General features: G+C 73.1%; 9 protein-coding genes. 7 read left to right on the top strand and 2 right to left on the bottom strand.

The features are described 5' to 3' along the window. Nucleotides 1-18 precede the first annotated feature (18 nt). Complete coding sequence (locus OV090_RS28675) at nt 19-876, top strand: hypothetical protein (RefSeq protein ID WP_267707811.1); 858 nt, start codon at nt 19-21, stop codon at nt 874-876. Between the two features lies 1 nt (nt 877). Here the strand turns inward: OV090_RS28675 and OV090_RS28670 are convergent, their stop codons facing one another. After that, nucleotides 878-2,152: an aminotransferase class V-fold PLP-dependent enzyme gene (locus OV090_RS28670; protein ID WP_267707810.1), complete on the bottom strand. Its 1,275-nt coding sequence runs from the start codon at nt 2,150-2,152 to the stop codon at nt 878-880. A gap of 50 nt (nt 2,153-2,202) precedes the next feature. Here OV090_RS28670 and OV090_RS28665 point away from each other — a divergent pair, with 50 nt between their 5' ends. The 5 genes from OV090_RS28665 to OV090_RS28645 all read left to right on the top strand — a co-directional run bounded on the left by OV090_RS28665 (nt 2,203) and on the right by OV090_RS28645 (nt 10,790). Then, entirely contained in the window at nt 2,203-3,522 is a 1,320-nt protein-coding gene (locus tag OV090_RS28665; RefSeq protein ID WP_267707809.1) for a lysophospholipid acyltransferase family protein, read from the top strand. A gap of 164 nt (nt 3,523-3,686) precedes the next feature. After that, nucleotides 3,687-6,440 (top strand): DNA mismatch repair protein MutS, encoded by a 2,754-nt coding sequence (mutS, locus tag OV090_RS28660; RefSeq protein WP_267707808.1) that lies wholly within the window; start codon nt 3,687-3,689, stop codon nt 6,438-6,440. A gap of 75 nt (nt 6,441-6,515) precedes the next feature. Beyond that, nucleotides 6,516-7,490, top strand: coding sequence for an endonuclease/exonuclease/phosphatase family protein (locus OV090_RS28655; protein WP_267707807.1), 975 nt, complete (start codon nt 6,516-6,518; stop codon nt 7,488-7,490). 239 nt (nt 7,491-7,729) lie between these two features. Beyond that, complete coding sequence (locus OV090_RS28650) at nt 7,730-9,406, top strand: leucine-rich repeat domain-containing protein (RefSeq protein ID WP_267707806.1); 1,677 nt, start codon at nt 7,730-7,732, stop codon at nt 9,404-9,406. Nucleotides 9,407-9,794: 388 nt separating this feature from the next. Continuing rightward, complete coding sequence (locus tag OV090_RS28645; RefSeq protein WP_267707805.1) at nt 9,795-10,790, top strand: tyrosine recombinase XerC; 996 nt, start codon at nt 9,795-9,797, stop codon at nt 10,788-10,790. A 424-nt stretch (nt 10,791-11,214) separates the two neighbouring features. On the opposite strand, the gene OV090_RS28640 is transcribed toward OV090_RS28645, so the two are convergent. Beyond that, a complete protein-coding gene (locus tag OV090_RS28640) occupies nt 11,215-12,327 on the bottom strand; it encodes a M23 family metallopeptidase (protein WP_267707804.1) in 1,113 nt (370 codons plus the stop codon). 179 nt (nt 12,328-12,506) lie between these two features. Between OV090_RS28640 and OV090_RS28635 the strand changes: the two genes are divergently transcribed. Further along, complete coding sequence (locus tag OV090_RS28635) at nt 12,507-13,025, top strand: J domain-containing protein (RefSeq protein ID WP_267707803.1); 519 nt, start codon at nt 12,507-12,509, stop codon at nt 13,023-13,025. The last annotated feature ends 5 nt before the right edge of the window (nt 13,026-13,030 follow it).

Genomic DNA, 13,030 nt, shown 5'->3' with positions numbered 1-13,030 from the left:
GTAACCATTGGGACGACGATGACCGCGCCGCGCTCGCTCATCCTCTTCCTCGCGCTCGTCGCCTGCGGCGGACACAGCCGTGGCGGCAAGCGCGACGCCGAGCCGCCGCACGCTCGCGCCGCGGCGCCCGACAAGCTGTTCGACGACGCCAGCGTCGAGAGCCGCACCGGCGGGGGCAGCGGCAGCGCCCAGGCCCCGATCCCGCGCTGCGGCCCGCGCGACTCCTACCAGTACGTCGCCGCCGAGTTCCGTTGCCCCGGCGGCGGCAACCCGTTCGAGGGCGACGCCGAGGCCGCCTCCAATGCGCGCGCCGGCAGCCTCGGCCCTGACGCCCGCGGGCACATGGTCGACGTGTACGAAGTGCCATGTCCCACGGGCAAGGTCGAGGTCTTCGTCGACATGTACGGCTGCCCCGAGATGGAGGCCCAGCTGCTGCGCGATCGCAACCTCGCCGATCCGCTCGAGCTCGACGTCCACTTCGCCGCCGGCCGCTACGACGAGGTCCGCACCCGCTGCATCGCCCTCGCCGACGCCGCCGAGAAGCGCGGCAACAGCGACGAGGCCTCGTCGCTGAGCATCTATCACTGCGGGATCTTCACCCCCGCGCTGCTCGTGCGCGCCGGCCGGTCCGACCAGGCGGTCGCCGCCGTCGGTCAGACCTGCCAGTCGTACCCGCCGGTGTCGTCACGCAGCGGCGTGCGCGTCGAGGTCCTGATCGGCATCGTCGACGCGATCGCCCGCATGTGGGCCGCCGACAAGGTCCCGGCCAAGGAGGGCGGCGACCGCCTCAACGCCTTGCTGCCGCAGCTGCTGCGCGCCTGCCAGGTCGACGCCGAGACCTTCATGCGCGCCTTCGAGGCCGCCGGCGGCGAGTGACTCACTTGCGCGAGCGCGGGGGCGTCCCGTCGGGCACCCAGTCGAGTGTCCTTTCAGACATGTCGATGAGGGCATGTCCGAAAGTTCCCTCGAGCTCGGCCCGCAGCGCGCGCGCCAGCGCCTCGTAGTGGGCGACCTCGTTGTACAGCTGGGCGGAGATCCGGATCAGCCGCCGCGGCGGCGCCGGCCACGGCGGCAGCGGCACCTCGATGCCGTGGCGCAGCAGCAGCGCGTCCTGCAGCGGGTCCGACGTCAGCGGCGTGACCACCTGGCCTTCGGGGCCTGGCGGAAGGGGCAGGCTGGCCAGGCTGCCGAGCATGGCCTCGGGGGCGGGGAGCTCGGCGCCGATCGCCTCCGCCACGATCTTGCGGCCGGCGCACACCAGCGCGTGGTTCCTCGCCTGCACCTCGGGCCAGCCGCCGGGCAGCATCCCGCCGAGCTCCTGCAGCGCCGCCGGCACGCACAGCCAGGGGGTCGGGTCGGCGGTGCCGGTCCAGTCGAACTCCGCGTGCAGCCGCGAGCCGGGGCCCGAGTGGTTGAAGCCGTGGCTGATCACGGCCGGGTGGATCGCGGCCTGGCGGTCGCGGCGGACGTGCAGGATCGCCGCGCCCTTGGGCGCACATACCCACTTGTGCAGGTTGCCGGTGTAGTAGGCCGCGCCGATCGCGTCGAGGTCGAGCGGCACCATGCCGGGCGCGTGCGCGCCGTCGACCAGGCAGTCGACGCCGCGCTCCTGCAGGGCGGCGACGATGGTGGCGATCGGCAGCAGCAGGCCGGTCGGGCTGGTGATGTGGTCGACGAGCGCCAGGCGGGTGCGCGGCGTGAGCGCGGCGAGGATCGCGGCGACCGCCTCCTCGGGCCCGGAGATGGGGAAGGGCAGGGCGGCGGTGACGACCCGGCCACCTGTCCGAAGAGCCACGTAACGGGCGGCGTTGTTGCACGCGTTGTAGCCGTGCGAGGTGATGAGCAGCTCGTCGCCGGCGGCGAACTCGAGCGAGCGCAGGATCGCGTTGACGCCCTCGGTCGCGTTACGCACGAACACCAGGTCGTGCGGGTCGGCGCCGACGAACGCGGCCACCGCCTCGCGCGCGGCCGCGAGCGGGGCCTGCAGATCGCGGAGAAAGAAGCGCACCGGCTCTCGCTCCATGCGCCGACGCAGCTCCTCCTGAACGGCGAGCACCGCGCGGGGGCAGGCGCCAAAGCTGCCGTGGTTGAGGAACACGACCTCGGGATCGAGGGTCCAGCGGCTCCGGAGCTCGGCTGCGGCGGGCGACATCCGCGATCCTTACCACGCCCGGGGCGCCGTATCCTCATTATACTGTCCGGGTGCTGCGCCGCGTCGTCGAGCAGATCTTCGGGGTCGCGTTACGGATCTTCTTCCGCCGGATCGAGCTCGACGGCCTGTCGCGCGTGCCCGCCGACGGCCCGGTGATGTTCGTGCTCAACCACCCCAACGCGCTGATCGACCCGGCCTTCCTGCTGTGTCTGTCGCCGCGACCGGTGTCGTTCCTGGCCAAGGCGCCGCTGTTCAAGACACCTGTCCTCGGGGCCATCGTCCGCGCGTTCGACTCGATCCCCGTGTCCCGCCGCCAGGACGAGGGCGGCGCGCGCGTCGACAACCAGGACACCTTCCGCCACGCGCGCGAGCTGCTGCTGCGCGGCCAGGCCGTCGCCATCTTCCCCGAGGGCACCTCGCACTCGGACCCCGACCTCAAGCCGATCAAGACCGGCGCGGCGCGCATTGCCCTCGGGACAGGTCTCGAAGACCTCACGATCATCCCGGCCGGCCTCTTCTACACCGCCAAGGCGCGGTTCCGCAGCGACGCCCTGGTCTACTTCGGCGCCCCGCTGAGCGTCCCGTACGCCCCGCTCGACGCCCGCGGCGAGCCGCCGCCGGGCGCGGTCGCGGCGCTGACCCGCGACATCGACGTGGCCCTGCGCGCCGTCACCTTGCACGGCGACGACCACGAGATCCTCTCGCTCGTCGAGCGCACCTCGGACATCTTCACCGCCGCCAGCGAGGAGGCGTGGAGCGTCGCCGAGGCGTTCGAACTGCGCCAGAAGCTGCTCACCGGCCACGCCCGCCTGCGCGCCCGCGACCCCGCGCGCCTTGACGCTTTGGTCGCCCGCGTGCTCCGCTACCAGCGCGACCTCGCCGAGCTCGGCCTCGGCCCCGATCACCTCGCGCCCCACAACATCACCTTCGCCGCCAGCCTGCGCTACGCCCTCCGCAGCCTGTTCGCGCTCGGCGTCGTGTTCCCGCTCGCGCTCGCCGGCACTGCGATCCACTACCTCGCATATCGGGCCAGCGGCATGGTCGCCGCCCGCGTCGCCGGCCAGTACGAGGACATGCTGGCCACCGGCAAGCTGCTCGCGGCCATGACCTTCTTCCCGCTCACGTGGTTGCTCGTCGGCCTCGGCGCCGGCTACGCCTGGGGCCTGCAGGCCGGGCTGGTCGCGGGCCTTTTGTTCGCGCCGACCGCCGGCTGGGCCGCGCTCCACTTCTGGGAGCGCTTCGCCACGGTGCGCGCCGCGGCCCACGGCCTCGGTCTGTTCCTCGTGCGCCGCAACTTGCTCGCGCACCTGAGCGACGAACGCCGGGCCATCCGCGCCGAGATCCTCGCGCTCGCCGACATCGTCGCCTGAGCCGCCGCGAAGCCTCGTCGTCTCGCCGGCCGCGGGGCCGCGAAGCTGGCGCGACCGCTGCCCGAATTGTCAGCGGCATTACAGAAAGAATTTTCTTCGCGCGGCCGCGATGCGCCGTGCCCGCTGTGCCGCGCGATGCCGCGCTGAGCTATAGAAACTCGGCCGTGAACGCTCCGCACACCTCGGCCGACACGCCGGTCATGCGCCAGTTCCTCGACATCAAGCGTCAGTTCCCCGACGCCATCGTGATGTTCCGGATGGGCGACTTCTACGAGATGTTCTTCGACGACGCGATCACCGTCGGGCCCGTCCTCGAGATCGCAGTCACCACCCGCGACAAGGGCGAGGTCGAGAACCCGGTGCCGATGGCGGGCGTGCCGTACCACGCGATCGGCGGCTACCTGCGCACTCTGGTCGAGCGTGGCTTCAAGGTCGCGATCTGCGAGCAGATGGAGACCCCGGAGCAGGCCCGCCTGCGCAAGGGGCCGAACAAAATCGTCCGCCGCGAGGTCGTCCGCGTCGTCACCCCGGGCGTGCTGGTCGACGAGGAGCACCTGCGCGGCGAGGAGCCCAACTACCTGGTCGCGCTGGTCCACGACGCCGCCGGCAGCTACGGCCTCGGCGTGCTCGACATCTCCTGCGGCGAGTTCTTCGTCGTCACGTGCGAGGGCGCGGGCGCCGTGCGGGCCGCGCTGTCGCGCCTGGCGCCGCGCGAGATCGTGTGCGAGCCGGGGCTGCACCCGTGGCTGGGCCTCGAGCTCGGCCCGCTGTGTCCGCGTCTCGAGGGCCGCGACCCGGCCGCCGTCGGCGCCGCGCAGCTGGCCCGGGTCAAGCGCCTGCGCGAGGAGAGCGGCGGCGAGTCGCTGGCGCCGGTCGAGTCGCTGGCCGCCGCGCTCGCCCTGGCCTACGCCGAGGACACCCAGCCCGGCCAGACTTTGCTGCTGCACCGCTTGCGGCGCCAGGCCTTCGAGGCCCACCTCGTGCTCGACGACGCCTCGCTGCGCAACCTCGAGGTGTTCCGCACCCTTCGCGACGGCCAGCGCAAGGGCAGCCTGCTGTGGGCCGTCGACGCCACCCGCACCGCCATGGGCGCGCGCCTGCTGCGGGCCTGGCTCGGCGCCCCGTTGCGCGCGCTCGGGGCGATCCGCGAGCGCCACGACGCCGTCGAGGCGCTGCTCGCCGAGCCGCGCGTGCGCGGCGACCTGCAGGACCGCCTGCGAGACGTCCGCGACATCGCTCGCCTGGCCGCGCGCGCCCGCCTCGGCACCGTCAGCCCGCGCGAGCTCGCGGCGCTGCGCCAGTCGCTGGCGGCCCTGCCCGGGGTCGCCGAGCTGCTGAGCGAGCTGGCCCGCCGACGCGCCCCGCTGCTCACCGAGGGACAGGTCCATCCGGACATGTCCGATGGAGCAGGTCCCGAGGGCCAGGCCGAAGCGTCGGGCCTGCCGGTCCTGCTCGACCTCGGCGAGGACCTGCTGCAGGACGTCCACGCCGCGCTGGTCCGCCTGTTGGTCGACGACCCGCCGGCGCACCAGCGCGACGGCGGCATGATCCGCGCCGGCGCCGACCCCGAGCTCGACCGTCAGCTCGGCCTGCGCGACGGCGGGCGCGAGGCGCTGGCCGCGATCGAGGCCCGCGAGCGCGAGCGCACCGGCATCGCCAACCTCCGCGTCCAGCACAACCGCGTGTTCGGCTACTACATCGAGGTCCTCAAGACCCAGCTGTCGCGCGTGCCGGCCGAGTACGTGCGCAAGCAGACCACGGCCAACGCCGAGCGCTACGTGACCGCCGAGCTGGCCGAGCACGAGACCGCGGTGCTCGGCGCCGTCGCGGCCGCGCTCGAGCGCGAGCAGCAGCTGTTCACCGCGCTGCGCGAGCAGGTCTCGGCCGCCGGCGATCGCCTGCTCGCGGCCGCCGAGGCGCTGGCGCGGCTCGACGTGCTGGCCGGCCTGGCCGAGATCGCCGAGTCGCACGCGTATGTCCGTCCGGACATGGTCGAAGAGCCAGTCCTCGACATCGAGGAGGGCCGCCACCCGGTCGTCGAGCGCATGCTCGACGCCGGCCGCTTCGTGCCCAACAACCTGGCGCTGCGCGCCTCGACCACCCAGAGCGGCGGGGCAGGGCGCCTGATGCTGCTCACCGGCCCGAACATGGGCGGCAAGAGCACGGCGATGCGCATGGCGGCGCTGGTGGCGATCCTCGCCCACGCCGGCGCCTTCGTCCCGGCGGTGCGCGCCCGCGTCGGCGTGGTCGACCGCGTGTTCACCCGCGTCGGCGCCGCCGACGACCTCGGCCGCGGCGAGTCGACCTTCATGGTCGAGATGCGCGAGGCCGCCCAGATCTTGAGCCAGGCGACCCCGCGCAGCCTGGTCCTGCTCGACGAGATCGGCCGCGGCACCGCCACCTACGACGGCCTCGCGCTGGCGTGGGCGATCACCGAGTTCCTCCACGACCAGATCGGCTGCCGGTCCCTGTTCGCCACCCACTACCACGAGCTCACCCAGCTGCAGGCGCGCCTGGTCGGCCTGCGCAACGCCCACGTCACCGTCCACGAGGAGCGCGGCAGCATCGTCTTCCTCCACCGCGTCGAGCCCGGCCCGGCCGAGCGCAGCTACGGCATCCAGGTCGGCCGCCTCGCCGGTCTGCCCGCCTCGGTGCTGCGGCGGGCGCAGAAGCTGCTCACGCGCCTGGAGCAGGCCCAGGGCGAGGCGCGGCCGGTGCCGCAGCTCGACCTGTTCACCCCGCCCGCGCCGGCCCCGCAGCCGGTCGACAGCCTCCCGCCGCCCCTGGCCGCGATCCTGGCCGATCTGCGGGCCCTCCACCCCGACGAGCTCAGCCCGCGCCACGCCCACGAGGCCCTGCGCCGGCTCCACGAGCGCCTGGTCGCGGTCGAGGGCGGCGCCGGTGAACATGTCTCTTGAGTCATGTCTGAAAGCACAGCATCGTCCACATTCGAGGACTCAACGCGCGCGCCCGTCCGGGGCAAGCTCGCCCGTATGCCTCGTGCGCGCCTCCGCCTGAGCGTCCTCGCCCTCGCGGCCACTTCGCTCGCTTGCCCCGCGCTGGTCCCCGACCAGGACACGAGCAGTGACAGCGGCGCCGACACCTCGACCTCCGAGCCGACGCCGCCGGACCTGCCGCCACCTGGCCCCGAGGACATCGTCGTCGCCACCTTCAACGTCCACCTGTTCTTCGACATGGTGTGCGACAGCGGCCAGTGCGGCGGCGGAGCCTTCGAGGAGGCCTATTCGCAGGCCGAGTTCGACTACCGCGCCCAGCAGATCGCCGACGCCATCGACGAGCTGCAGGCCGACGTCGTGCTGCTGCAGGAGGTCGAGAGCCAGGCCTGCCTCGACGCGCTCACCAAGCGCCTGCCGCAGTTCCAGACCGCCTACCTCGGCGAGACGGGGTTCGTGTCGTCGATCGACACCGCGATCCTGTCGAACTTGCCGCTGATCGAGATCCGCAGCCACGGCAAGGCCCCGATCCCGCTGCCCGACGGCGGCTCGACGCACTTCGCCCGCGACTACCTCGAGGCCCACCTCGACGCCGGCGGCCGGCGCCTGATCGCCTTCGTCGCCCACTTCAAGTCGAAGAACGACGACGACCCCGAGCGCCGCCTCGCCGAGGCGACCGCCGCGCGCGACCTCATCGACCTCGCCGCCGACAACTACCCCGACGCGCTGGTGCTGATGGGCGGCGACCTCAACGACGTGCCCGAGTCGGAGCCGCTGCAGGCGATCGAGGCCGGCGGCGGCACGGTGCGCGTGGCCGCGGAGCTGGGCGACGACGACTGGACCTACGTGTACGACGGCGACACGCGCGCCCTCGACCACCTCTACCTGTCGACCCGCGGCGGCGGCGGCAGCTTCGTCAAGGGCACCGCCCGCGTGCTGCGTGACGCCGGCGCCGACGGCTGGGGCGGCTCGGACCACGCAGCCGTGCGCGGCACCTTCCGCGTCGGCGGCTGAACGCGAGCGATCGCAGGGCAGGCATCGACGCCGCGGCAGCGAGCGATCGCAGGGCAGGGGCCCGCCCGGCGACACTGCGGTAGCGAACTCGCATGAGCTAGCGAGCATCGAGGTTCAGCCGCGCTCGCAGGGCAGGGTTCGCGCGTCGACGTCCTTGCCGCGAGCGACCTGGGCGCAGCAGAGCGCATGCCTCCGCAGCGAGCGCGCGCATCTGTGATACCGTGGGGCCCGCTCTCGGCATGCGCTCCTGGCCGATCTTCCCCCTGCTCGGCGCTCTCGCGCTGTCCCTCGCGTGTGCGCGCGAGGAGTTCGCCCCGCAGCGCGCGGTGGTGTGCGAGGGCGAGGTCGGCGTCCCCGATCCGGCCCTGCGCGCGCTGCTGCTCGACATCCTCGCCGACCCCGAGGCGCACGACGAAGAGAGCACCGGCGGTGGGCCCGTCCTCACCGCAGAATCGCTGGCCACGCTGACCGGCCTGCAGGCGGCGGAGCGGGGCATCGCCAGTCTCGAGGGCCTCGAGTGCGCCGTCAACCTCCGGACCCTCGGCCTCGCGCGCAACGAGATCGTCGACATCCGCCCGCTGACCTGGCTCACCGAGCTGCGCGAGGTCGAACTGTCGGAGAACCCGATCGCGCGCCTCGACCCGCTGTCCCGCCTCGTCAAGCTCGAGAAGCTGGCCCTCGGCGGCGCCGACGTGAAGTCGATCGGCTTTGTCGCCGGCATGACCGCGCTGCGCCACCTCGACGTCGCGCGCGGCGAGATCGACGACCTCGCTCCGCTCGCCGGCCTCGTCGCCCTCGAGTCGCTCGTCCTGTCCGACAACAAGATCGACGACATCGGCCCGCTCGCCGGCCTCCACGAGCTGTTCGCGCTCTCGCTCAACGGCAACGCGATCGGCGACATCGGTCCGCTCGCCGACCTCGAGCAACTCGAGTACCTCGACATCGACGAGAACGCGATCGAGTCGCTCGCGCCTCTGGCGAGCCTCACCCGCCTGCGCCGCCTCGAGGCCAACGCCAACGCCATCACCGACACCCGCGGCCTCGCGGGCAAGCCCGACCTCGTCGAGCTCGGGCTCGAGAAGAACCAGATCGCCGCGCTCGCCGACCTCGGCGGACTCGACGGCCTTGTCACCCTCGACCTCGACGAGAACCTCCTGACCAGCCTCGACGGCCTCGAGGTGCTGGCGCAGCTGCGCACGCTGACCGCCCGGATCAACGCCATCGCCGACATCGGTGCAGTCGCCGGCCTGACCGATCTGCGGCGCCTCGACCTGCGCGACAACCCTGGCCTCGTCGACCTGTCCCCGGTGGCCGGCCTCCAGTACCTCGACTACCTCGGCCTCGGCGGGCAGGGCGTGGCCCCCGAGCTCGCGCCGCTGATCGGCCTGCCGCTGCTGCGTCAGCTCGACCTCATCGACGGCGCCACCATGGATTACTCCGTCGTCACCAGCTTGCCCGCGCTCCGGGTGCTGCGCTTGCTCAACGCCCCGCTCGACAGCGCCGACCTCACCGCGCTCGCCGGCGCCACCGCGCTCACCACCCTCGACATCTCGGGCGCGCCGGTCACCGATCTCGGCCCGCTCGCGCCGCTGACCGCGCTCGTGGACTTCTCCGCCAGCGGCACGCGGATCACCAGCCTCGGCCCCGTCACCGACTGGCTCGAGCTCGACATCCTCCGCGTCGCCCGCACGCCGCTGCAGAGCCTCTCCGGCCTCGAGACGGTGCTCGGCGTCGATCAGATCGACATCAGCGACACCGAGGTCGACGACATCAGCGTGCTGCTCGGGATCAAGGCGTTCCGGCAGAATGACCGCCTCGACGCCCGCGGCGCCCCGCTCGACGACGGCGACTGCGACGACATCCGCGCCCTCCGCGAGCGCGGCGCGACCGTGCTCGCCGACCCGCCCTGCGAGTGAGGCGAGCTCCGCGGCGCGTGCGGCGGAGGTGCATATGTCGCAGAGTACATGTCGCATAAGACATGCCCATAAGTACACGCGCGAACGAGCGCGCTCGACAATCGAGGCGCGAGGCGGCAGCCCTCGGCCAAGCGCGGCCGATCCGGCGACTCGCGGGCGCAGCGGCGCGACCTGGCGAGCAGCGCAAGCCGGTAGAGAAGCGGCCCGCCTGGCGGTCGACCTCGAGCGGCGCCTGTTTGACTGCGCCCCCGCGGGCGCTGCTCGCAAGTGGCACGGTCCTGCGCCTCGCAGCCGATCTCGGCGCGCCTCGCGGCCGCGCTCTCGCGGCTCGGGTCGGCCCGCGCGACGCAAATTTCGTGACCCGCCGGCCTCGCGCTACACCTCGGGCATGCGCGACGCCGTCGAGCGCTTCCTCGAGCACCTGCGGGACGAGCGGCGGCTGTCGCCGCACACGCTCCGCGCCTACCGCGGCGACCTGCTCGACTTCCTTGAGCGCTTCGAGGCCCGGCGTGGGCGGCCGGCCGAGCTTGCCGACCTCGCGGTGCGCGAGGTCCGGGCCGACCTCGCCGAGCGCTTCGGCGAACAGGCCGCCAGCACCTCTGCGCGCAAGCTCTCGACCCTGCGCAGCTTCGGCGAGTTCCTGCGCCGGCGCGGCGAGATGGGCGACAACGAGGCCGCCCTGGTGCGCCGGCCCAAGCTGCCGCAGCGGCTGCCGGTCGCGCTCCCGGTCGAGGACCTCACCGACATCATCGACGGCCCCGGCCACGCCGACGGCGCGCTCGGGCTGCGCGACCGCGCGATCCTCGAGGTCCTCTACGGCGCCGGCCTGCGCGTCGGCGAGTGCGTCGCCCTCGACCTCGATCACCTGCGCTGGGACGGCGACGCGCTGACGCTGCGGGTCGTCGGCGGCAAGGGCAACAAGGACCGCGAGGTCCCGCTGGGTGCGCCCGGCGCTGCCGCGGTGCGAGCCTGGCTCGGCGTCCGCGCCCAGCTGCTGTCGCCGGCGCAGCGCATGTCCGAAAGTTCAGGTGCGAAGCGCATCACCGCGAAGGGCGAGCGGGCGCTGTTCCTCGGCCGCCGCGGCCAGCGAATCGGCGACCGCAGCGTGCGCGCGCTGGTCTACCGCCGCTGCGAGGCCACCGGTGCGCGCGCCCGCGTCGGCCCGCACGGCCTGCGCCACAGCTTCGCCACCCACCTGCTCGAGGGCGGCTGCGACCTGCGCAGCATCCAGGCCATGCTCGGCCACGCCAGCCTCAGCACCACCCAGCGCTACACCCACCTCGACCTCGGCCGGATCGTCGACGTCTACGAGCGCGCCCACCCGCGAGCCAAGGCGACCGCCGCGCCGCCGCCGGCCGAGAATCGCTCACGCCGCCGCGCGTGAACGGTTGGCCGCGCCGCGCGGCGACCTGCGACGGCGAGCGACGACGACGAGCGCACGCCCCGGGCGCCGCGGTCGGAGCCTGCCCACGACGCCCTGCGGGAGCGGGCTGCTTCGCCGCTCGCGCGCCGGGGGCGACCGCGCCGGTGCCGGCGACCGAGCGATGTCGACGAGCGCGGGCCGGGACGACCGCGACCCGCCCGTGCCACCGCGCGGGAGGGTCCGCCTCACCGCACGAGACAGGCGGCGATCCGAGATCGAGCCGTTGCGAGCCTCGCCGAATCAAGGGCGGGGCAGGGCGGACCCGCTCGCAACGTGATACGCCCCGGCCCCATCGCATGACTTCAAGAATATGTCTAAATCGACATTGTTCTTGGAACATGACCTTTCGAACACGTCCCGAAGGACATGTCCTGCGAGCCAGCCATCACAGCGCCGCGTCGATCAGCACCTCGGCCGAGCCGCGCTGCTTGCGTTCGAGGCGGTCGGTGGCGGTGCGGCGCACGCGGTCGCTGCGGACCGGCATCTCGCGCTCGTACCAGGCCCCGTCGATGTACACGTCGACGAACGGGGCAGGCAGGCCGAGCTCGCCCTGGGGCGAGCCCGGCTTCGTGGACACGTGGAAGTGGATGTGGGGCCCGCTGCTGTGGCCCGAGTTGCCGACCTTGCCGAGCTCCTGGCCGAGCTCGACCTTGTCGCCGACCTTCACGGTCACGGTGCCGGGGATCATGTGCCACAGCGACGACGCCTCGCCGAACCCGTGGTCGATGATGACGCCGTTGCCGCCGCCCTCGCCGGTGGCCCCGGGGCCGTTCTCGGCCACGTTGTTGACCGCCCGGATCACCGTCCCCGAGGCCGGCGCCAGCACCGGGTAGCCGTAGCAGTACGACGCCTTGTTGCCGCTGCCGCCGACCGGCTTGCTGCGGCCGCTCTTCATCACGACCATGTCGTAGGCGAAGCGCTGGGCGCGATGGTTGTGGTGGTAGTTCGTCATCCGGCGCGGGCCGCCGTGGACGATGGTCCACTCGCCGGTGCTCACGAAGTGCAGGCGGGTCACCGTCGAGTAGCGGCGCGCCGGGCCGGCGATCTGCTCGAACGCCAGGTGCTCGCGGACCAGCAGGCGATCCAGCGCGCGGTCCGGCGTGATGGCGAACTGGAACAGGACCAGCCGGACCTTGCGGTCGGGCGCGCCGGCCTTGCCGCGGGCGTACACCACCAGCCCCGAGTACCAGGTGAGGTCGCCCTCCTTGTGCACCTTCTCCTCGAGGATCCCGATCGGCTGGCCGTAGCGGGTCCGCAGGCGTTCGCCGGTCGCCGCCAGCTCCGGCGGGCGAACTACGGTCTTGAGGCTGGGAGACATCCACGCGTGCAGCTCCGACACGCGGCCGAGGAGGAGCCCGTTGATGAGGCGATCGGCCTCCGGCATCAGCTCGGACGTCGGCTTCAGCGACGCCTGGTTGGGGGCGCGCAAGTCCTTCGGCTTGCAGCCGAGCCCGGCGGCCAGCGACAGCGCGACGACGAAGACCCGCAGGGGGTGCATGCCGGCGTCATCCTAGCTGTTCTCTCGCGGCCTTCACCGGGCGTCCGCGCTCGTCCGCCGGCTCGCCGGGGCTCCCGGGGCTCGCCGCCGGGCTCCCGCCTCGAGGCGCGATTTTGTGACGATCTTCACCTCGGTCGGCGCGCGATCGCGAGCCTCGCCGGAGTACGCTCGTTTTCGCCATGCACCCCGCCAACGCCGTCGCCCTGCCGGGGGCCGCCTCCGGTTTTGGCCCGTCCAGCCCGGCGCTGCACGGTCTGTGGGCCGCCTCGCCGCCGGGGTGGGCGGCCGGCGATCCGGTCGCTCGCTGGCTGGCCGCGTGTCGCTGCGTCGCCGGTCGCTGGACCGTGCGCCTCGAGCTCCGCGGCGGCCCGCGCGTCAGCGACGATCTCGACCTCGCGCGCGACGAACAGGATCGCTTGCTCGACCTGTGGGCGCGCCGCGATCAGATCGGCCACTTCGAGCGACTGGGCCTCGCGCCGACCGGCGACGACGCCGCGATCCGTCGCGCCTGGCTCGAGACCTGTCGCCACCTGCACCCGGACCGTTACTACGGCAAACGACTCGGCGCGTTCGCGGCGATCCTCGCCGAGCTCTTCGATCGGGCGCGAGCCTCCGCGGAGTTCCTCGCCGACCCGCGGCGTCGGGCCCGCTACCAGACGGAGCTCGAGGCCGCCGGTCGCGGCGCCGGAGCACGTTGACCGAT

Origin of the sequence: Nannocystis sp. RBIL2 (genome assembly GCF_026626745.1) — a bacterium.
Taxonomy (GTDB): Bacteria; Myxococcota_A; Polyangia; order Nannocystales; family Nannocystaceae; genus Nannocystis.
The sequence above is the reverse complement of the archived record's forward strand: the minus strand, read 5'-3'. Positions and strand labels throughout refer to the sequence as shown.